Annotated in this window: 17 protein-coding genes; 8 read left to right on the top strand and 9 right to left on the bottom strand. The window is 28.5% G+C overall.

What is annotated here, in order from left to right:
- Window positions 1-194 precede the first annotated feature (194 nt).
- The 4 genes from GXK56_RS00855 (at window position 195) to GXK56_RS00840 (ending at window position 4,485) form a co-directional block, all read left to right on the top strand.
- Window positions 195-932 carry an NAD-dependent protein deacylase gene (locus GXK56_RS00855; RefSeq protein WP_160683601.1) on the top strand — a complete coding sequence of 246 codons (738 nt, stop codon included), beginning with the start codon at window positions 195-197 and terminating at the stop codon, window positions 930-932.
- A gap of 246 nt (window positions 933-1,178) precedes the next feature.
- Entirely contained in the window at window positions 1,179-2,123 is a 945-nt protein-coding gene (locus GXK56_RS00850; protein WP_160683598.1) for a S8 family serine peptidase, read from the top strand.
- A 135-nt stretch (window positions 2,124-2,258) separates the two neighbouring features.
- The gene (locus GXK56_RS00845; RefSeq protein ID WP_160683595.1) at window positions 2,259-2,954 is read left to right on the top strand and encodes a response regulator transcription factor; all 696 of its coding nucleotides are present in this window, start codon (window positions 2,259-2,261) and stop codon (window positions 2,952-2,954) included.
- Window positions 2,941-4,485, top strand: a complete 1,545-nt coding sequence (locus GXK56_RS00840) for a sensor histidine kinase (RefSeq protein ID WP_243155972.1) — start codon at window positions 2,941-2,943, stop codon at window positions 4,483-4,485. The genes GXK56_RS00845 and GXK56_RS00840 overlap by 14 nt, the downstream gene beginning before the upstream one ends.
- A gap of 164 nt (window positions 4,486-4,649) precedes the next feature.
- Here GXK56_RS00840 and GXK56_RS00835 read toward each other — a convergent pair whose 3' ends face one another.
- The 4 genes from GXK56_RS00835 to fusA all read right to left on the bottom strand — a co-directional run bounded on the left by GXK56_RS00835 (window position 4,650) and on the right by fusA (window position 10,203).
- Window positions 4,650-5,888, bottom strand: a complete 1,239-nt coding sequence (locus GXK56_RS00835) for a competence/damage-inducible protein A (protein WP_160683592.1) — start codon at window positions 5,886-5,888, stop codon at window positions 4,650-4,652.
- A gap of 643 nt (window positions 5,889-6,531) precedes the next feature.
- Complete coding sequence (locus GXK56_RS00830; protein ID WP_160683589.1) at window positions 6,532-7,485, bottom strand: ROK family protein; 954 nt, start codon at window positions 7,483-7,485, stop codon at window positions 6,532-6,534.
- A gap of 105 nt (window positions 7,486-7,590) precedes the next feature.
- Entirely contained in the window at window positions 7,591-7,836 is a 246-nt protein-coding gene (locus tag GXK56_RS00825; protein ID WP_160683586.1) for a hypothetical protein, read from the bottom strand.
- A gap of 282 nt (window positions 7,837-8,118) precedes the next feature.
- Window positions 8,119-10,203 (bottom strand): elongation factor G, encoded by a 2,085-nt coding sequence (gene fusA / locus GXK56_RS00820; RefSeq protein WP_160683583.1) that lies wholly within the window; start codon window positions 10,201-10,203, stop codon window positions 8,119-8,121.
- Window positions 10,204-10,555: 352 nt separating this feature from the next.
- Between fusA and GXK56_RS00815 the strand changes: the two genes are divergently transcribed.
- Complete coding sequence (locus GXK56_RS00815) at window positions 10,556-12,034, top strand: glycosyltransferase family 39 protein (protein WP_160683580.1); 1,479 nt, start codon at window positions 10,556-10,558, stop codon at window positions 12,032-12,034.
- A 28-nt stretch (window positions 12,035-12,062) separates the two neighbouring features.
- A complete protein-coding gene (locus tag GXK56_RS00810; protein WP_160683577.1) occupies window positions 12,063-13,928 on the top strand; it encodes an LTA synthase family protein in 1,866 nt (621 codons plus the stop codon).
- A 166-nt stretch (window positions 13,929-14,094) separates the two neighbouring features.
- On the opposite strand, the gene GXK56_RS28670 is transcribed toward GXK56_RS00810, so the two are convergent.
- The 3 genes from GXK56_RS28670 to GXK56_RS00795 form a co-directional block, all read right to left on the bottom strand.
- Window positions 14,095-15,075 (bottom strand): HAD-IB family phosphatase, encoded by a 981-nt coding sequence (locus GXK56_RS28670; protein ID WP_160683574.1) that lies wholly within the window; start codon window positions 15,073-15,075, stop codon window positions 14,095-14,097.
- A 36-nt stretch (window positions 15,076-15,111) separates the two neighbouring features.
- Window positions 15,112-15,981 (bottom strand): UbiA prenyltransferase family protein, encoded by an 870-nt coding sequence (locus GXK56_RS00800; RefSeq protein WP_160683571.1) that lies wholly within the window; start codon window positions 15,979-15,981, stop codon window positions 15,112-15,114.
- A 333-nt stretch (window positions 15,982-16,314) separates the two neighbouring features.
- Window positions 16,315-16,989 (bottom strand): hydrolase, encoded by a 675-nt coding sequence (locus GXK56_RS00795; RefSeq protein WP_160683568.1) that lies wholly within the window; start codon window positions 16,987-16,989, stop codon window positions 16,315-16,317.
- Window positions 16,990-18,068: 1,079 nt separating this feature from the next.
- Here GXK56_RS00795 and GXK56_RS00790 point away from each other — a divergent pair.
- A complete protein-coding gene (locus GXK56_RS00790; RefSeq protein WP_160683565.1) occupies window positions 18,069-19,046 on the top strand; it encodes a DUF1700 domain-containing protein in 978 nt (325 codons plus the stop codon).
- Window positions 19,046-19,966, top strand: a complete 921-nt coding sequence (locus GXK56_RS00785) for a DUF4097 family beta strand repeat-containing protein (RefSeq protein WP_160683562.1) — start codon at window positions 19,046-19,048, stop codon at window positions 19,964-19,966. The genes GXK56_RS00790 and GXK56_RS00785 overlap by 1 nt, the downstream gene beginning before the upstream one ends.
- A 160-nt stretch (window positions 19,967-20,126) precedes the next feature.
- Here GXK56_RS00785 and sufU read toward each other — a convergent pair whose 3' ends face one another.
- A complete protein-coding gene (gene sufU / locus GXK56_RS00780) occupies window positions 20,127-20,567 on the bottom strand; it encodes a Fe-S cluster assembly sulfur transfer protein SufU (RefSeq protein ID WP_160683559.1) in 441 nt (146 codons plus the stop codon).
- Between the two features lie 4 nt (window positions 20,568-20,571).
- Entirely contained in the window at window positions 20,572-21,801 is a 1,230-nt protein-coding gene (locus tag GXK56_RS00775; RefSeq protein ID WP_160683556.1) for a cysteine desulfurase, read from the bottom strand.
- Between the last annotated feature and the right edge of the window lie 77 nt (window positions 21,802-21,878).

The raw sequence follows: 21,878 nt of genomic DNA, 5'->3' as shown, positions 1-21,878 counted from the left end.
AACTTTACTTTCTATATTTCTTATATCATAGTCATTATCATCTATGACTACGCATTTAATTATATTGATGTTATCAATAGTTGATTGAATGTAAAGGTCCTATTATGATATTTTAATATGTTTAAGTAATTTAATTTTTTCATAAACTATGCCATAATAAAGGTATTAAATTGTATTTTGGAGATGATTATTTTATGGAAAATAAAATAGAAAATTTAGCTCAAATTATAAAGGATAGTAATAATATAGTTTTCTTTGGCGGAGCTGGGGTCAGCACTGAATCAAATATCCCTGATTTCAGAAGTTCCAATGGTTTGTTTAGTGAAAAGCTTAATGCAACATTTACACCAGAGCAATTAGTATCTCATACCTTTTACATTAAATATCCGGAAGAATTTTTTAGATTTTATAAGTCAAAGCTTATATATCCAGATGCTAAGCCAAATAGCGGGCATTTAGCACTAGCAAAGCTTGAGGAATTAGGAAAATTAAAAGCAATAGTAACTCAAAATATTGATGGTCTTCATCAAATGGCAGGAAATAAAAATGTTTTCGAACTCCACGGATCTGTTCATAGAAATTACTGCATTAAATGTCATGCTTTTTATGATGCTGATTTCATTTTAAAAGCAGACAACGTTCCTACTTGCACTAAATGTAGTGGCAATGTAAAACCTGATGTGGTTCTTTATGAGGAAGGTTTAGATGATAATGTAATAAGAGGTGCTATAGATGCTATTTCTAAAGCTGATACACTAATTATTGGAGGGACTTCACTTGTAGTTTATCCCGCTGCAGGTCTTATCAATTATTTTAGAGGAAAAAATATTGTTCTTATAAATAAAAGTTCTACTTCTGCTGACTCTAAGGCTGATTTGGTCATTAATGATTCTATCGGAAAAGTTTTAAGCGAAGCTGTGAATAATTTATAGTTTTTATCTTTTTATTCTTAATACCACTCTAAACAAGTGGTATTTTTTATTTTTCATAATTACTTTCTTTTAAGTTATTCATTTCTCTCAACAGTGTTGAGATTTTTTCATCAAAATATACACTGCAGCCAATTCTTTCGATTTTCTTAAGAATTCACCTCCCACTTTTGTAATATTTAAACATTATTATAAATATGTAAGGTTAACCAATTACAATATTTATACTTTTTATGGAGGTTTAATTATATGAAAAATAAATATTTTATAATTTTAATACTTGTTCTTATAGTCTCTTTACTTGGAAATGCTTTTTTTATATTGAAATTAAAGCAGCAACCTTTAAGTATTGATGTTGGAAATGCAAATTCTAGAGCTACTTATTTTACAATTCATAATGTCAAACAAGCTCATGAAATAACTAAAGGTAAAGGAATTAAAGTTGGCATTTTAGATCACTATTTTGGATATGGAGCACACAAAGAATTATACAATGATTGCATTGACTTCTTAAACGATCCTAATTCTCTAAATAATATAAGTGAGCATGGCTATTGGATGGCTACAACATTAAAAGAAATCGCTCCTGAATGTGAAATTTACGGTTTAAATACAATCAATAGTAAGGACGAAAACAGCAAAGTGGATGCAATAATAAAAGCTATCGATTGGGCTATTGAAAATCACATAGATATCTTAACTTATTCTCAACCAGCTATATCTGAAAATAATCGTAAAAGATTTGATGATGCTGTAGATAAAGCAACAAAAAATAATATAGTAACTACATTTATACATTATGATAGTCCCAATAATCTTTGGCCAGGAGGAATGGTTTCTGATGATAAATTGGAAGCTAGTGCAAGAAAACCTGACTTAAATATTCTTCACTATGATTATAATTCCTTACTTATAGATACCTACAGTCAATATGAGAAATCAAAAGATGGAGTTCGAAATGGTGAGAACACTCCTTATTTATCAATTTCATCTACTTCAGTTGTTACAGGAGGTTTTGTGGCCTTATTAAAAAGCATAAACAATACTCTTACTCCAAATGAATACAAAGACATACTAAAGAAAACTAGTTCTAATATAGTCTTTAAAGATCCTTATACTTTAAAGGAATCACAATGCTCTAATGTTCCTGATATAGGAAAAGCGGCACTCTATATTAAAGATAACTTTAAGTAATAATATAACTACATCAATTTTATAAAATTTAACCACATTTATTTTTTATAATATTTTCTAATAATTCCATTATTTTTAAAAGCATTGATTATATGCTAAAATTACTTTGAATTTAACTTAATTATGGAGGCAAAAATGAAAAGATATAATATTCTAGTTGTTGATGATGACAAAGCAATAACGGATGCAATAGAAGTATATTTGACTAATGAAAACTACACTATTTTTAAAGCTTATGATGGATTGCAAGCTTTAGATATGTTAGAAAACGAAGATATACATCTCATTATAATGGATATAATGATGCCTAATATGGATGGTACAAGAGCTACAATTAAAATAAGAGAAAATAAACAAATTCCAATAATAATGCTTTCAGCAAAATCAGAAGATACAGATAAAATACTAGGTTTAAATTTTGGCGCAGATGATTACATAACTAAGCCATTTAATCCATTGGAGCTAATAGCTAGAGTTAAATCTCAAATGCGTAGATACACTCAATTTGCACCTCTTAAAGAGAATAATAATGTAATTGTTATAGGTGGAATAGAGCTTAATAAAGAAAGTAAAGAAGTATTTGCTGAAGGCGTAAATGTAAAACTCACTCCCTTGGAGTTTAAAATATTAACGCTTCTTATGGACAACCCTAACAGAGTTTTTTCTATTGAAGAAATTTATGAAAGAGTTTGGAATGAACCTGCCTATAACAATGTTGATACAGTTACTGTTCACATCAGAAGAATAAGAGAAAAAATAGAAATTAATTCTAAAGAACCAAGATATTTAAAGGTGGTGTGGGGAATTGGATATAAATTTGAAAAACAATAAAAGTATTAACTTAAGAATATTAATTTTATCGCTTTGTATTATTATGCTGCCTATTCTTTTAGGCATATATCGTTATTTTCATGATGGAGATTATTCCTTATATGTGGGGTCGTATTTCTTATTTTTTCTAGTTATAATTATAATGATTCTTTTATTAATAGACATGGTACAGAACAAAACATTGATTTTTAAAGAAACATCTATTACAAAATTATATAATGGAATATTTTTAGAAATACGTGCATTTCTAACTATAGTAATTATATTATCATGGCTTTGGTTATATAGATTTGTAGCTCACAGTCTGAATGCTTTTACTTTTACTCTATTAACTATTTTTACATTTATGCTATTGTACTTGGCACTAATAGATATATATAAATTATACCTGCTTAATAGAGCTAATAGCTTAGAAAATCATATTTACGAAAGATCTATACTTTATAAATTATACAAGCTAGTTAGAGAATGTTTTTTAACAAAATCTATAGCCTTAAAAATCATAATATTTATTGCAGTTTATATCTTATATGTAATTTTAGTATTTATAATAAGATATTTAGTAAATACAGATTTTGATTTTCCCCCGCTATCACTATCGGCTATATTAGACATCTCACTATTAAACGATCAGTTTTTAGACTTTATACTATTTTCTATTATTCCAATTATATATTTAATTTATAGTTTCATCCAAATTAATAAAATAAGCACATACACTTACAATGTAGCTAATGGAAATTATAATACTAAAATTGATATAAGCAAACAATTACTTTTCAAAGATATTATCAAAAACATTTCTAATATAGAGAATGGTCTAAACAAAGCCTTAGATAAAGCTGTCAAAAGTGAAAAAATGAAAGGCGAACTGATAACCAATGTATCCCACGATTTAAAAACTCCACTAACTTCCATAATCAACTATGTAGACCTTTTAGATAATGAAAATATTTCAGATGAAAAAAGAAAAGCTTATTTAGGTATACTTAAAGAGAGATCTCAAAGATTAAAAGTCCTAATTGAAGATTTATTTGAAGCTTCAAAAGCTGCATCAGGAAATTTAGAAATGCATATGGAAGATATAGATCCTGTAGCACTTCTTAGACAAACTCTAGGTGAATTTGAAGATAAAATACAGATGTCCGATTTCGAATTTATAAAAAAGATACCTGATAAAAAAATAAATATATATGCAGATGGTAGAAAAACATTTAGAGTGCTCCAAAATTTAATTTCCAACATTTTAAAATATTCACTAAATGGTACTCGAGTTTATATTGATGTTGAAGAACATGGTGATTTTGTATCTATAACCTTTAAAAACATCTCAAAGTATCCATTAAATTTTACAGAGGAAGAAATCTTAGAACGGTTTAAAAGAGGCGATTCTGCTAGAACTACCGAAGGTTCAGGCTTGGGTTTATCAATTGCAAAAAGTTTAGTGGAACTTCAAGGCGGAATTTTTGAGCTTAAATTTGATGGAGACTTATTTAAGGTAATAATTTTATTAAAAAAACAAAAAATTTAATTCAAGTTATGTATAAATAAATTTAAATTGGTAATAACTAATAAGGAAGTATTTAACTTCAATATTTAATCGCCTCTCCCCCATTTTTATTTATATACAATTTACAAAAGCCATGACTATGATTAATCAAATCTTAGTTATGGCTCTTTAATATTTATCTTATTTTATATATTCTTTATTAAAATTCTCCTAAGCATATCTAATCCAGTTATAGTTGCTTGAAGTCTTACTCTACTTCTATTTCCGTTAAAGATATGTTTTTGAACAGTTACTTGTCCCTTTACATATACTCCTATATAAACCAATCCAACTGGTTTTTCTTCAGTACCCCCATCTGGACCTGCAATTCCTGTAGTAACAATACTAACATCTGTTCCTGCAGTCTCTGCAATACCAATAGCCATTTCTCTCGCTGTCTCTTCACTTACAGCTCCATACTTATCTAAAGTCTCATTTTTAACTCCAAGCCTCTTATGTTTTGCCTCATTAGAATAAGTTACAGCACCTTCTAAAAATACTTCTGATATTCCAGGATAATTTATAAGAGTACCTGCTATCATTCCACCTGTGCAAGATTCAGCTGTAGAAATAGTAAGTTTCTTTGAAATCAAAAGTTTAGCTACAACATCTTCGATTGAAACATCTTCTGTTGCATATACATTGTCACCTAAACGTTTTTTAATTTCCTCTTCCACTGGTGCTATTAATCTTAAAGCCTTTTCTTCATTTTCAGCCTTTGCTGTCACACGAAGCAGCACACCAACTTCTTTAGCATAAGGTGCAATTGTAGGATTAGTTTGAGCATCCATTAAATCTTTAACTTCTTCTGCTACAGCACTTTCTCCTATTCCTAATATTTTTATCATTTTTGAAACCAAAACCGAATCAGATTTTTCTTGAAGATAAGGTCTAACCGTCTCTTCAAACATTGGTTTCATTTCTCTTGGTGGCCCTGGTAAAATAATCATTATCTTATTATTTTCTTCAATGATTACTCCTGGTGCTGTGCCGTTATCATTATTTATAACAATGGCTCCTTCTGGGATTAATCCTTGTTTTAAATTATTTTCACTCATTTTTCTTTGTCTGAATTTAAAATAGTTCTTTATCTTTTCAATTGATTCTTCATGAGGAAGTAAATCCTTATTAAAATATTTTGCAGCAACTTCTTTTGTAAGATCATCATCTGTAGGCCCAAGTCCACCTGTTGTAATTATAATATCACTACGGCTGTAAGCCTCATTAAAAGCATGCACAATTCTATTTTCATTGTCACCTACTACTTGCTGATAATACATATCTATTCCTAGCACTGCCAGCTCTTGTGCCAAATATTGAGCATTAGAATTAACTATGTCTCCTAGCAAAATTTCAGTTCCTATAGCTATAATTTCTGCTTTCATATTTCCCACCCTCTACTCTATCTATTTAACTTTATAACTTCTTTAAAGCTTTTAAACAATCTTAGTTTATTAATTATTAATTGTCAATTATTTCATAGAAAAAATGTAAAAACTTCAACTAATAACACATATAAATTTATAACCTTTTATAACTACAAGATTTCTTAGAAATTACTTGATAAAATATACATCAATAAAAAAACTATAACCTTGCTATACATATTTTTGAAAATTAGTAAAGCCTATCCGATAAAATCATCCGATAGGCTTCATATTTTGCAAGCATATTATTTTATAATATGCTATCTCTAAATTAAAATTTAGAGATAGCTTATATAAAAAATTTTTTCATCTCAAAATATTTTAGGTACCAATTAAAATCACAATTCTACTAACTCTTTAAAGTAAACTTTACCTAAAATAAAATTAGTAATATGTATGAGAAGAAAAAATTCATTGCAAAGTTCTTCTATGCTTATAGTATATGTTGAAACATTAATGCTTATTCATATTTAAAAACTTATTTTAAAAATTTATTTCTCATATTTGTAAATTTTAATATCTTCTAAAAATATAATTTTTATATGTTAAATCTAGGTTCTCTTATATACAAGCGATTGCAAGACAAACATTATTTGTTAATTTATTTATCTTGTGTTTCAAGTAATGCTAATGCAACTGCACCTACTACTCCTGCGTTTGTACCTAAACCTGCTGGAACAATTCTAACTGACTCAGCCATAGATTTAAAACATCTCTTATTAACAACTTTTCTTACTGTATCAAATACAATGTCTCCTGCTGCTGCTACTCCACCACCAATTATTATTACTTCTGGATCAAAAATAGATACAGCATTAGCTACAGCTATTCCTAAATAATTTAGTGCATTATCAATTATATCCTTACAAACTGGATCTCCTGCTTCTGCTTCCTTAAATACTTCATATGAAGTAACAGTTTCATATTTTCTTAATGAAGTTTCAACTTTACTAGTCAATGCTTCTTGTCCTCTTTTTGCAATTGCAGTTCCTGAAGATGTTGCTTCAACACAACCAATATTTCCACAATTACATCTTGGACCATCTGGTGCTACTGTCATGTGTCCAATTTCTAATGCATTTGAAGTATGTCCTCTATAAACTTTTCCATTTAAGACAGCTCCACCGCCAACACCAGTACTTACAGTGAAGAATACTACATCTTTAGCGCCCTTCCCAGCACCAAACATATACTCTCCAATTGCTGCAACGTTTGCATCATTATCTAAAAATACAGGCATACCAAATTTCTTATTTATAGGTTCAACTAAATTGAAATTTTTAAATGGAAGATTTGGTGTATAAATTATAGTTCCCTTTTCAGCATCTAAAGGTCCTGGTGAACCAATTCCTATTCCTTTTATTTCATCATAGTTTACAGTTCCATCTTTAATTACTTTTTCAATAGATTCAATAATTCTATTTAATACAGGGATTTCTCCTTCGTTAGCATTTGTTGGCACTGTTGTTTGACTTATTACCTCACCATTTAAGTTTGATAATGCAGTACTTATTTTAGTACCTCCTAAATCCACTCCTACAACATATTTTTGCATAATATACTCTCCTTCATTTCATCTAATTTCCCAATTAAAAACAATTTGTTCTAATGAATATTATACTATATAATTTCTCCTTAATAAAACCTGAATTTTAAAATATTATTTTTTTACAATTACTTTATTTGCACTTATGTAATAGTTTCCCAAATCATCATATTGAGTATAATTAATAATAAATTTATTATCTTTTAGCATGGAAGTAATCATATCTATATCCCCTCTATTATCTTTATCTATTCTTATTACAAAATTATCATCTTTTTCTATTATGTTTAAATAATCAAATATATTGCTATATTCACTTAAACCTACATTTCCACTAATGTCCATACTATAATCTGACATTAATATTCCTCCTTAGTAATATTATTTTAAAATTCAATTCTATACAAAGATTAGTATTTCTTATTTTTCTTATTTTTATCCCATTAAATCAGCAATAAATTTCAGTTCTAGTTGCTAATTTATACTGTCCAGATTTATTATATTTTCAAACAAATAAAAGCACTTGCACCAAAATATAAAATGATTTTAATAATTTTATATCCTTTGGCAAGTGCCTATTACATTATATTTTTTTAATTTCTAAATATAAAACCTGTATCTGCCTCTATATTTCAAATTACATTATTGATTCTTAGCTGCCTTTATACTTTCGATAGCTTTTCCCAATTCAATTTCTGGAACCTCTTCATATCTTACAAGATCCTTAGTAAATGCACCTCTACCTTGAGTTAATGAACGAAGCTCAGTAGCATATTTTCTAATTTCTGCAAGTGGAACTTCTGCTGTGATTTTTTGTTTTTCGCCTTCTGGTTCCATTCCAATTACTCTGCCTCTCTTTTTATTTATGTCAGCCATTACATCTCCCATATATTCATTAGGTAATGTAACTTCAATTTTCATTATAGGTTCTAGTAAAATTGGTTTAGCTTGTTCAAGACCTTTTTTATAAGCTATTGAAGCTGCAACCTTAAATGCCATTTCAGAAGAATCTACAGCATGATATGATCCATCATGAAGAGTAGCTTTAAGTCCTATAACTGGACATCCTGCTAAAACTCCATGTGATATACACTCTCTTAAGCCTTTTTCTACTGCTGGAATAAAGTTTCTTGGGACTGCTCCTCCAACAACTTCATCTACAAATTCTAAATCTTCCCCACCATCTTTTCTTGGTTCAAATTTAATTACAACATCACCATATTGACCATGTCCACCTGATTGTTTTTTATGTTTACCTTGCACATCTGCAAAACCTTTTATAGCTTCTTTATAAGGAATCTTTGGTAGACTTAATACTACATCTACTCCATATTTGCTCTTTATCTTACTTGCAATTACATTAATATGAGTTTCTCCAAGTCCTGAAATGATTATTTCTGCATTTTCTACATCTCTAGTAACTTCAAATACCGGATCTTCCTCTTTTAATTTATTTAAAGCTTGAGAGATTTTTTCTTCATCTCCCTTAGCCTGTGGTATTGCTGACATTGAGCATACAGCCTTTGGAAAATTCATTTTATCATACATAACTTTAAAATCTGGACTTGCTAATGTATCTCCAGTGTTAGTATATTGCAATTTAGAAATTGCACCTATGTCTCCAGCTATAATCTTTTTAGTTGGTATTTGAGCTTTACCTCTAATAAAGCAAATATGAGATAACTTTTCAGTTTTATCCTTATTTACATTTAATACTGTCATATCATCCTTTGCTTCTCCAGTCATAACTCTAAAGAAAGATATCTTTCCTACAAATGGATCTGCAATTGTTTTAAATACCAATGCTGAAAAAGGCTTGTCCTGATCAAGATTTAAAAATACCTCTTCATTTTTATTAACATCTAGTGCCTTTTGTGGTATTGCATATTCTGGTGAAGGGAAACACTCAACTATATCATCAATCAAAGAATCCATTCCTATAACTTTAGTAGCACTTCCGCACATAACAGGCGCTATGTCTCCACTTGCACACCCCTTTATTAATCCATGATATATCTCTTCATCACTTAAAGTTCCTTCACTGAAATATTTATCAAGTAATGCTTCATCAGTTTCAGCTACTGATTCCATAATCATTCTCTTACAATCTTCAATTTTTTCCTTTAATTCTTCTGGAATATCCAAAATCTTTACTTCTTTAGTTTTAACATCATATATTCTAGCTTGCTTTGAAATTACATTTACTACCCCTTTAAAGCCATCTTCTATTCCTATTGGATATTGAATTGGAACAACACTTATTCCAAATTTTCTATTAAGGGAATCTAGTACCTTATCAAAGCTTGCGTTTTCTCTATCTAATTTATTTATAAAAATTGTTCTAGGTAATTTTATTTTATTGCAGTACTCCCATGCAGACTCTGTCCCTGCTTTTATTCCTGAAACTGCACTTACAACTATCATTCCAACATCTACTGCTCTCATACCTTCAATACATTCACCTTGAAAATCAGCATACCCTGGAATATCTACAAGATTAATTTTTATATTTTCTAATTCAATTGGAGCCACTGAAAGAGAAATAGAAAATTGTCTTTTCTTTTCTTCTGTATCAAAATCTAAAACAGTAGTTCCATCTTCAATCTTCCCTAATCTGTCAGTAATTTTTGAATAGTATAAAATACTTTCTGCTAGAGAAGTTTTTCCAGTCCCGTTGTGTCCCATTAAACCTACATTTCTCAAATTTTTAATACTATAATCCTTCATAAACCCCGCCAAACCCTTAAGTCACCTTAGAAGCTGGCTTCCACCTGCCTTTCATCTCGTATGCTATCTAGATATAAGTCCTCTTCTAAATTTTTAGAAATATTCAGGATTTCTATCTACATTAACTAATATATTATATGTACTGCACAGCAGTATAATTAATAATTCTATTTATATTTCTGAAATCCTTCTCATTTTCTTAATTTTCTGAAAATTTGTTTTTATATATAAGTTGGCTCGTATTTAGTCACAGAAAAGTAATAATACAACTCTTTGTATTCACTTACTTTTGTATTATAATATTCTTTGGATGGTGACAGTCACCAATTATATTAAGGAGAATTTATTACTTATGGCTAAAAATATATTTAATTCAACTTCTAAGGGGAATTTTAAAGACTTAAGTTTATTTGGTGAAAGATTCACTAAATTTGTTGCATATACCCTTGTGATTCTTTTTTTAATCCTATTTGGGACATCGGCACACTCTGTATATGAAAACTATAAAGATTTAAATATGATAAATATTATCCTGATAATAATTTATTCTGTATTAACAATTGGCTTAATATATGGAATTTCGAAAAAAGTAGATAAGAAAAAACTTCTTTTTGCAATTATATTTTCAGGCTTTATACTGAGATTAATTTGGGCTTTAAGCACTAATAGTTTTCCTGTTTCTGACTTTAGAACTATGTATGACGCTGCTAACAACTTATTAGATGGAGATACAAGTGCATTTAAGGGACTTGGATACTTTGCAAGATTCCCTCACATGATGCCTTATTCTTTATTCCTTGCCCAAGTAATTAAAATATTTGGAGATAATGCATTATTTGTAGTAAAAATGCTTAACGTATTATTATCTACATCATCGATTATACTTGTTTATCTTATTTGTAATTCTATATTTAAAGATTATAAAAGAACTTTATTTGGTGCATTTTTTATGGCTATTCTGCCTTCATCAATTTTATATGTTCCAGTGTATTGTTCTGAAAATATAGCTATACCATTTTATTTATCCAGCATATACTTTTTTATTCTGGTACTAAATAATAAAAAGAATTCTTTATTTTTATTGTTATCTGGTTTACTGCTATCTATAGGGCATTTATTTAGAATGATAGCTTACATAGTAATAATTGCATATATAATGTACATACTAATTTATGATAATGAAAATCTAAAAATAAAGCTTAAAAATATAATTTTACTGATAGCGCCATTTATGATAGTTTTTGTAATGTTTTCAAATCTTCTTATAGCTGAAAATATTACAGACAGAAAGCTCTGGGATGGTAGTGAACCTAATATTACTTCTGCTGTAAGAGGTAGTAATATACAAAGTGGTGGAAGCTGGAATCCTGAGGATGCTGAATTTATTTCTAATCTTTTAGAGGATAGAAAGGCCTTAGAAAAAGCTTCTAAGGAAAGAATAATCACTAGATATACAACTACTCCTCCTTTAGACTTAGCCATGTTCTTCATAAAGAAATTTGGCTCTCAATGGTCACATGGTGATAATAGTGGTGCATATTGGGCTCAATCCGGTATTCCTGAAGATCAAATAAAAATAAATATAGAACATCAAGGTGTCCTTTGGTATCAATTGGTTTATTCTATATTCTTATTTCTTATTATTAAAGGATTATTTAATAGAGATGTATATTTAGATAATAAAATTATCAACTTATTTTATATAATTTTATGCGGCTTTGGAGTTGCATTTTTAATCCTTGAAACCCAAACCAGATATGCATTTATAATAAATTTTGTCTTTGCACTCTTGCCTGTTACAGCAATAACCTCAAGTGGCAAAGGTAAATAGTATTTATCTTTTTGAAAGGAAGTAATTTATGAAATTTTTTAAATTGTTTTATGTAAAACTCAAAAATTGCATTATAAAATTTAGAGATAAATTTTTAGACAGTTCAATTGCTAAACTTCGCTTTTTTACTGTATTAGATATGTTAATAAAAAATATTATATTTATGACTCTTGTACATATGAGTTCTTCAGACTTTAGTACAAGCTTTACTAAAGCACTTTCATTTATAGTAGTTTATTTGGGCTTTGTACTTTTACTTTTCTCTTTTGGCTATCTTCTTTCTAATAAGAAACAAATTTTGTTTTATATAATTCTAAATGGTTTATTCACAATTTTGATAATTGCTGATTTATGGTACTTTAGAGTTAATAGAGACTTTTTAGGGCTTGAAAATATTTTTGTTAGAAAAACCTTCAACCCAAGTGAGCTTTCAATAATTAATCCTAGAGGTATTGATTTAATATTTCTTGTAGATTTAATTTCAATTATTGTTTTGTTTATTAAAGAACAAATATCCAATTTTCAAAAAAGAAGCCTGCCAAAGTTTGCCTTAAGCTTAACAGCTTCTATTTCAATCATAGTAGGCGCAGTTTTGTTTATTGATATATTTAAATTATCAAATTATTCAACAGCTAGTATATCTAAACCCCAATGGAATCCATCTGAAACAATTGCAGCTTCAGGACCTATTAGTTATCATCTACAAGAAGCTTCAAAATCTATTACAAGGTTAGTAAGCAGCCCTTCATCAGATGATATAAATCAAATTGAAGCTTGGTTAAATTATAATAAAGAAAATCTTCCTGATAATGAATTCAAAGGACTATTTAAAGGAAAAAATGTTATTTTTCTTCAAATTGAATCTTTAGAAAACTTTGTTATAGGAAAAAAGACTAATGGAAAAGAAATTGCTCCATTTTTATCTAAGCTAAGTAAAGAAGGTTTATATTTCACAAATATCTATGAGCAAAATAATGGCGGCGATAGTATCGATTGTGATTTCTTAATTAATTCTTCAACCTTTACTTTAGGTGACCAAATTACAGCTTTGAATTATGGAGACAATACTTATCCTAATTCTATGCCAAAACTTTTTGAATCAATAGGCTACGAAACAGTAACATCTCATGCAGAAAACTTTGCTGCTTTTAACTGGTCTAAATTACATAAAAATGCCTTTGGAGTTGATAAAATATGGAGCCTTAATGATTATGTTTATGATGAAGCTGTAGGTTATGGTATATCTGACAGAACATTTTTAAATCAGCTTTCTGAAAAGCTAAAAACAATAAAACAACCATTTTTATTTCAATCACCTACATTATCAAGTCATGGTCCTTTTAATTTGCCTAAGCAATACAGACAATTAGACTTACCTAAAGAAGTTGATGAAAGCAAACTTGGCGGATATTTTGAAAGCATACATTATGCAGATGCCCAAATAGAAATGTTTTTTGATAAGCTTAGAGAATCAGGCATATTAGACAATACGGTAGTTGTCATGTATGGTGACCATACAGGAGTTCACAAATACTATAATAATGAAATAAAAGATTTAAATTATGAAGGTAACTGGTGGAAAGATTATGATCATAAAATTCCACTAATAATATATACCCCAAATATGAAACCATCTGTAATAACTGCTTCAGGAGGTCAATCTGATTTCTTGCCTACAATTTCTTATTTGATGGGTATAGACAAATCTTTATATGAAAATACTTCTATGGGAAGAGTTTTAGTTAATACTAACAGAAATGCAACCATAATACGTACTAAAGAAATCGAAGGTGATGTTAAAAGCCCAGAAGAAGAACAACATGTATTAAACTCATATATTATTGGTGAAAAAATAATCAAAACCAACTTTTTTGCTAAGTATAAACCTAACTAAAGGATATTTCTAAAATTAATATATTGCTTTTAATTACCTTACTCGTCTAAAAGCATCTGTACAACTAAATATAGAGCTTATTTATTAAAGTTCATATATTAACAAAAAGCTGATTTCTAAATCATTTAGAAATCAGCTTTTTAAATTTAAAAACATATAAATAAACTTAGTTTACAGCACCTTCATTTTTCTTACTAAATGCAAAAAACTTCATAATAATAAATGTTACAGGCACACCTATAATAGCTGCTAAAACAAAAACTAAAAGCTTATTCCAGCCTAAAGTATTATAAAAAATCAATACAAATATATTTTGTATAATAAAGTTAGGTATATATGATACACAAAATTTTATGTACTTTTCAAACCCCATATGTTCTTTAAATACTACCTTACTATTTAAAAAATATGAAATAGTCATTGCTGTAATATATCCTAATACAAATCCAACATTAACAGGTAAAAACAATGAATAAATATAAGCAAACAATATACCATTTATAGTATTTATCCCACCTACAATTAGAAAATTAAAAAATTGTTTTGTTAGGAAGATATTTTTTACTCTCTTAACTATTCCTGGTTTATATTCATCCCATTTAACAATTTTTGTTCCACTTACAATGAACCTTTTATCTGCTAATAATGATAATGGAGCATCTGACAATGAATCAGAATAAAATTCCTCTATAATTGAATCCTTAAATTCTTTTTTAAGTCTAGTTACTTTTTCTTCTCCATAGCAATTTTCACCTTCACATACACCGGTATTCTTATTTACCTCTGATGCAATTAAATGCTTAATTCCTACTCTTTTACATATTGGTTCTAACAAAAATGTTGGAGATGCTGAAATAATTAAATCTGAATCTTTTTTATTCTTTAAATACCATTCCTTAATTCCTGATTGTTTTTCATTCCAAAACATTTCAACTAAATTATCAGTATCATCTATTCCATTCAAAAAATAATAAAACTTTTCCTTGAATTCTAGTTTAGTGCACATTCCAAATAAATATTTTATGAACCCTAAAATTGGGGTAGGCAAATATTTAATTAAACCTGGTTTCTTTTTTAATGCAAATAAATAAAAGTCTAGTGTACTATCTCCATCATAAATGGTTTTATCAAAATCATAAACATTCATATTATCTATTCCTTTATTCGCTTTCTTCTTTTTGTTTTAAACATATATTATACACAATAAAATAATTGCATATAAAAGCACCATTCCAATTAATATCTTATCCTTTAAAAGCACACTTACAGGATCTCCATCTGAATCCCCTTCAACATTCAAGCTATATTTCATACAAATTAACATAACAAGAGGAACTGTCCACACTATGTTTATGAAACTGTTTGAATATTTTTGTATAGTTGTAGAATCTACACACCATAATGAATAAAAAACTATAGTTAATCCTAAGCACATATACATATTCTTATCTAAGAAATCATGATTATAATATTTTAAAACCTTACGTGTTTTACTACCCTCTGTGTCTAATTCATTTCTTCTTTTACCCAATCCTAAATAAAATGACATAGCTATTACAGTTAAATACAACCACTTAGAAACCTCTATAGATGTTATTGCAGAACCATATAAAACTCTAAGTAGGAATCCTGATACCAATATAGTAATATCTATAATTGGCAGATTCTTGAACCCCATACTATATGCAAAATTAAAACCTATATACATTATTACTAAAATCCATGCCTTAAAGTTAAATCCACAGGCTAAATAATTTAATGCAATTCCTATTACAGCTATAAAAACAACCAAAGTATATGCTGATTTTATTGATACTGCTCCAGATGCTATAGGTCTTTTACACTTTGTAGAATGTCTCCTATCTTTTTCAACATCCTGTATATCATTAATAACATAAACTATAGAAGATAATATGCTAAATGATAAAAACCCCAGTAATGTCTTTTCCAACAATCTCACATTAAATAAACTTTGATTAAAAACAAGTGGTAAAAAAATCAACACATTTTTTAAATAATGATGAACTCTCATTAATTTTAAATATTTCTTCATAATGTATACCTCAATCCTAATATATAACTTATACAAAATAACAAAAATTATTAAAACAGTCGTATATATAAAACTGAATAATAATCTTTGTTACTAATTTTATTAAATTGGTTATCTAATCTAAACTCTAAAATAATCATTAAATATCATAAACTTATTTAAAATACAATAATATATGTTTCCTAAATAAATATCAAGAAATTTACACTTTAAACATTATACTATATTCCTTGAATTTTAACAATTTTTATATTACCCCTGTACAGTTAATTATCTTTTTATTAATGATCAACAATTGGGGAAAGTATTTCTTCCCTAGCCCTTTGTCATTAATTATTCATTTCTATAATTATCCATTAGATTACCCATAATAGTTGCTGAAGATGGAGGCGTGAAAGTTATAGCATTTGCTCCAGCTTCAATGGTTTCTTTTATAGATTCTTCAGTTGGTCCACCAGTTGCTATTATAGGGAATTCAGGAAACCTATTTCTTATATTTCTAACTATATTAGGTGTGTTTTTACCACCTGAAACATTTAATATAGTTGCTCCAGCTTCAATCCTTTTAGCAATATCCTCATCTTCTGAAATAACTGTTACTATAACAGGTATATCTATGGTTGCTCTTATTTTCCTAACAATTTCGTTTGTTGTAGGTGCATTAACTACAACTCCCATAGCCCCCTTAAACTCTGCATCCATCGCTAAATTTATAACTCTTTTACCTTGAGTTATTCCTCCGCCAACTCCACAGAAAACAGGAACATCAGCTGCCATTACAAGTGCTTGTGTTATTAAAGGCTGTGGTGTAAATGGATAAACTGCTATAATTGCATCTGCATTACTATTTCTTATTAATGCTACATCTGTACTAAATAATAAAGACTTTATTCTTTTACCAAAAATCTTTATTCCACCGCAGCTTCTTATTACTGTAGGAACTTCAATGACATGACTTCTAAGCGTTCCTTTTATTTGAGGAACAAATTTAGCTTCTTTGTTTAACATATGTTTCATCCCCTCCCTATTAATGAAGTTATTTAATTTTTTATAATTACAATTTACTATATAATAATTTCTTTCATTTGTGCCTATTCAATTGTTAATTTTGCAAATTATTTTTTGTCCCATTATACATGTATAGGCTTCATATTACCTATATATTACTTCTACTAAAACAAATATTTAAATATAATTTACAATTGGGAGTTAATAAATATCCGCTCCTCGATTTTTTCTAGCCATTTAATTTTCTTGTACCTTAACCATTTATTCCACCCTCAGCTAGAAACACTAATTAATTATACCATAATATCATCTTATTTTTCTTTAACAATTTCTTATTATTTCCATTTATATTATACTCCTTTATCTTAGTTGATAAAATAAATTTATTATTAATAATTTATCCACATTATCCACAACTTTTGTCCACAATTATGTGCATACTGTGATAAATGTATAATTTATTATTCACATAGATTAATTTATCAGAAAATCTATTTTCAAAATTTCTATTATTTATGTTTATTTTCTTCATTTTATTCATAAATTCCTTATTTCTATAATTATTAGTTATTGAGATTATTATGATTTTTAAAGGAGTTATCCACAGCTAGTACTCACTTGTTAACATTATAAACATCCTAGTATTTTAAAGGCTTTAGGGTAACTTTTCATAAAATAGATATATAGTTTGTCCACATGTTTATACACAACATACATACTTTTACATAATCTAGCATTTTTCTTTTCTTAATCTAAAACATTTACAATATTAGTTATGCAAATCAAATCATATGATCTAATCACTAAAACTTCATATTTTAGAGTTAAGCTTATTTTTATTCCCCGAGTTCTTAATAATTTCTTAGTTTTTTGTTAACTTTACTCATAATACCTTAATAAATCATTAAACTAAACTCTAGTCTATTGTAGTATGTACTTTCATCACATATACTTTAAATCAAGAAATAAATTTTGTAAAATAACTTGTATAAAAAATTTCAATTAAAACATTTACTAAATAGCTTTCATAAACTGCTGCTTACTCATCAATTTTAACCAATTCAAGGGGGGATATTATAATGAATCAAAATGAATTTTTCAACATCCTTATGGATGGTTTTAAAGATTTTCCTGAATCAAAATTACGTAATATTATTTCATATTACGATAATAAGTTCACTCAGGGGATAGCTCAAGGGAAAACTGAAGAAGAAATAGCTGCTGAATTAGGTAATCCTAATTTAATAGTTAGTCAATATAAAAGTGAATTTTTAGATATAAATGATATTTCAATGCCATTTGAAGCTGAAAATATTTCTTCAATTGAAGTTAAAAATTCTAATTCTGAACCAATAACTTATGAATCTAATTTAAATACAATTAATGATAATAGTTTTGTTTCAGGCGAATTTTTATCCACAGATGGTATTATTAATGACAATGATGATACTACTCAAGGTAATAATAATTTTACTATTAATGATACCTTAGATAAGGCTCAAGGAATTTTACTCAATGATGATAATTTAAATCATAATAAATATTCTAAACCTTATGAAGATATTAATTCAAGCAATGGTTTTTACGACTTATATACTAATAATCAACCTGTTAAAAGTGAAGACTTAAATTATGATACCAATACTTCAAGCAGCAAAACTAATAATTATAACACTGTTAATTCAAGCTCAAAAAACTCACAATCTACAGTTAATTTAATTTTAAAAATTAGCATTATAATTGTAACATTATTAATATTTTCACCAGTAATAACTGGAATAATCGGTTGCATTATAGGCCTTTTTGGTGTTGCTATAAGTATATTAGTTGGCAGTATTGGATTGTTGGTTGGAGGAACCTTTACCAGTTTAGTTGGAGTTCCAAACGTTCCAATGTTTGTAGCTAATTTTCCTTATCCAGTAATCGTGCTATTTTCATTAGGCTCAATTTCATTTTCACTATTCTTAACCTTAGTATTTTATTACCTCTGTAAGTTTCTTGTAAAACTATTAGTAAAAGCTTATAGAGCCTTAAAGTTAAAAGGAGGTGACTTATAATGGCTAAGAAATTTATTTCTACTAAAATGAAAATGCTTATGCTTATACTATTGCTTCTATCAATTACTTTTTATGCATCGGGATGTATTGCATTAATTCAAAGCGGTTATAAGCTCTCTGATTATCCAAATGAACTAAATATAAGTCCTGATTCCTTTAAATTTAATGGAAATATAAATCTTTTTGATTTTGATGGTTCATCTTTATCAAAAGAATATAATCTTAATGATAATATCAATGAAATCTCTATTAATTTAAACTCACAAGATATAAAAATTGAAAATTACGAAGGACAAACACTGAAGGTTCAAGTCAAGAGTGGCAATTCAGCTTCCAGTGAATTAACAGAAACTGAAGAAGGACATAAATTAAGCCTAAATACCAGCTATAATACTCCTGGAAATGCAAAAATCTCTCTAAGCATTCCTAACAGTTTTAAAAGCAAAGGTGATTTAAAAATCGTTACAAGCAGTGGCGATATAAATGTATCTAACGTTTCTTTAGATACATTAAGTGTTTCTACAGCAAGTGGCGATACAGAAGCTTCAAATTTAACCTTAAACTATTTTAGTTTAAACAGTTCTAGTGGAGACACACATTTAAAGAATGTTTCAGTTTCAAATGAATCCAAATTAGTTTCCTCTTCTGGAGAAATTGTTGGAAATGGTACTTTGGGGCAGCTAACTGCTAATACAACTTCTGGAGATATGGAATTAAAGCTTGAAAAATCACTTGCTAATTCTTCTTTAAGGAGCATTTCTGGATCTATTAATCTATCTCTTCCTAAAGATTCAGGCTACAAGATAAATTATGATACAATTTCTGGCCGTTTAGAATCTTCAAATGGAAAGATGTCTCATGGAGATGAAAGCTCAATTATAAATATTAACACTACAAGTGGAAATCTTAATATTAGGTAATTTAGACATTATATAATATATATTATATAATGTCTAACATCTAAAAAATATTGTTCATCAAACTTAAGTTGGTTGAACTAGTAATAGGTAATAAAGCAAAACAGATAAGATTTTATTTTCAATTCATCTTATCTGTTTTTACACATAAAAATTGGTAAATTTACACAGGGGTCTGACCCCCACCAATTGCTTCCTTTAATGTGTGCCATGCTAGAACTGCACATTTTACTCTTGCAGGCATATTTGAAATATTTTTGAAGGCCATTGCATCTTCTAATGCATATAATTCTTCATCATCTTTAATTTCTCTTTTGATCATTCCGATAAAAGTTTCTGTTAGGTTTAACGCCTCTTCAACTTTTTTGCCTTTTATTAAATCTATCATTATTGATGTTGATGCCTGAGATATGGCACAGCCTTGACCTGTGAAGGCTAAATCTTCAATAACATCATCTTTCAATTTAAGTTCTAAGGTTATTTCGTCTCCGCAGCTTGGATTATGTCCTTTTTCCTTTATATCTGGATTTTCTAAGTTTCTCTTGTTATGCTTTGAAGTGCTATGTTCCATTATTAATTCTGTATAAATTGCATTTAAATCCATCTCATTACCTCCATTTCAAAAACATCTCATATGTTTTTTCTGTTGCTTCTATTAATTTATCTACATCTTCTTTTGTATTGTAAAAATAAAAACTAGCCCTGCAGGTTGCATTTATACCCATGTATCTCATTAATGGCTGCGCACAATGATTTCCTGATCTTATTGCAACGTTGTGAGAATCAAAAACTGAAGCAACATCATGAGGATGAACTCCTTCTATATCAAAGGATATTATTCCACCTCTATGGCTTAAATCCTTAGGACCATATATCTTAACATAAGGCAGCTTTTCAAATTTTTCTATAGCATAGCCTGTAAGTTCCTTTTCAATTTCATCTATCTTGTCCATGCCTATATTTTCTAGATAATCAATAGCTGCTGCAAGCCCTACAGCTCCTTCAACATTTTGTGTTCCACCTTCAAATTTTGATGGCAGCTCAGCAAAGGTTGCTTCCTGCTCATAAACATATTCAATCATATCTCCACCAACTATATATGGAGGCATATTTTCTAAAATTTCTTTCTTACCGTAAACCACACCAATTCCCATTGGTCCTAAAAGCTTGTGACCTGAAAACACTAAGAAATCTGCATCTAAGTCTCTTACACTTACCTTTATATGTGGTACACTTTGTGCTCCATCTACTATTACCTTAGCACCTTTTGAATGGGCATATTCTATAATTTCTTTAACTGGATTTATTGTTCCAAGTGCATTTGACACCTGTGTTATGCTTACTAGCTTTGTCTTTTCGGTAATCTTATTCTTAATTTCTTCTTCTGGAATTTCTCCATTTTCATTTACATACATATATTTTAAAACTGCTTTTTTAGCTCTTGCTACTATTTGCCATGGAATAAGGTTTGAATGATGCTCTGCTATTGATATAACAATTTCATCACCTTCATTTATATTACTCATTCCATAAGACGAAGCTATAAGATTAAACCCTTCAGTTGCATTTTTAGTAAAAATTACTTCCTTTGAAAATTCTGCATCGATGAATTTTCTAATCTTATCTCTAGCATCATCGTAAGCTTGAGTAGCATCTATGCTCAATTTGTAAGCACCTCTATGAGGATTTGCATTACTGACCTTATAATAGTTTTCTATTGCAGCTAAAACTTGTACAGGCTTTTGAGTGGTTGCACCACTATCTAAATATACTAACCTTTCCCCATTTTCATCAGCCTTTAAAACAGGGAAATCTTTTAAAAAATCTATATTATTCATTTTTCAATCTCCTGTCTGCCTTGTAATTTTTAATCGTCTCTCCACATCATTTATTGCTCAATACCATATCTACATCA

It is taken from the genome of Clostridium sp. C2-6-12 (assembly GCF_009928485.1).
Classification (GTDB): domain Bacteria; phylum Bacillota; class Clostridia; order Clostridiales; family Clostridiaceae; genus Clostridium.
This window is presented reverse-complemented; position numbering and strand designations above follow the sequence as displayed.

Excerpts from the sequence above, each read along its gene's own strand:
- GXK56_RS00855 (WP_160683601.1), top strand. The coding sequence starts at position 195 with ATGGAAAATAAAATAGAAAATTTAGCTCAAATTATAAAGGATAGTAAT.
- GXK56_RS00815 (WP_160683580.1), top strand. The coding sequence starts at position 10,556 with ATGGCTAAAAATATATTTAATTCAACTTCTAAGGGGAATTTTAAAGAC.
- GXK56_RS28670 (WP_160683574.1), bottom strand. The coding sequence starts at position 15,075 with ATGAATGTTTATGATTTTGATAAAACCATTTATGATGGAGATAGTACA.
- sufU (WP_160683559.1), bottom strand. The coding sequence starts at position 20,567 with ATGGATTTAAATGCAATTTATACAGAATTAATAATGGAACATAGCACT.
- GXK56_RS00830 (WP_160683589.1), bottom strand. The coding sequence starts at position 7,485 with ATGCAAAAATATGTTGTAGGAGTGGATTTAGGAGGTACTAAAATAAGT.
- GXK56_RS00835 (WP_160683592.1), bottom strand. The coding sequence starts at position 5,888 with ATGAAAGCAGAAATTATAGCTATAGGAACTGAAATTTTGCTAGGAGAC.
- GXK56_RS00800 (WP_160683571.1), bottom strand. The coding sequence starts at position 15,981 with ATGAAGAAATATTTAAAATTAATGAGAGTTCATCATTATTTAAAAAAT.
- GXK56_RS00790 (WP_160683565.1), top strand. The coding sequence starts at position 18,069 with ATGAATCAAAATGAATTTTTCAACATCCTTATGGATGGTTTTAAAGAT.
- GXK56_RS00775 (WP_160683556.1), bottom strand. The coding sequence starts at position 21,801 with ATGAATAATATAGATTTTTTAAAAGATTTCCCTGTTTTAAAGGCTGAT.
- GXK56_RS00845 (WP_160683595.1), top strand. The coding sequence starts at position 2,259 with ATGAAAAGATATAATATTCTAGTTGTTGATGATGACAAAGCAATAACG.
- GXK56_RS00795 (WP_160683568.1), bottom strand. The coding sequence starts at position 16,989 with ATGTTAAACAAAGAAGCTAAATTTGTTCCTCAAATAAAAGGAACGCTT.
- GXK56_RS00785 (WP_160683562.1), top strand. The coding sequence starts at position 19,046 with ATGGCTAAGAAATTTATTTCTACTAAAATGAAAATGCTTATGCTTATA.
- GXK56_RS00825 (WP_160683586.1), bottom strand. The coding sequence starts at position 7,836 with ATGTCAGATTATAGTATGGACATTAGTGGAAATGTAGGTTTAAGTGAA.
- GXK56_RS00810 (WP_160683577.1), top strand. The coding sequence starts at position 12,063 with ATGAAATTTTTTAAATTGTTTTATGTAAAACTCAAAAATTGCATTATA.
- fusA (WP_160683583.1), bottom strand. The coding sequence starts at position 10,203 with ATGAAGGATTATAGTATTAAAAATTTGAGAAATGTAGGTTTAATGGGA.
- GXK56_RS00850 (WP_160683598.1), top strand. The coding sequence starts at position 1,179 with ATGAAAAATAAATATTTTATAATTTTAATACTTGTTCTTATAGTCTCT.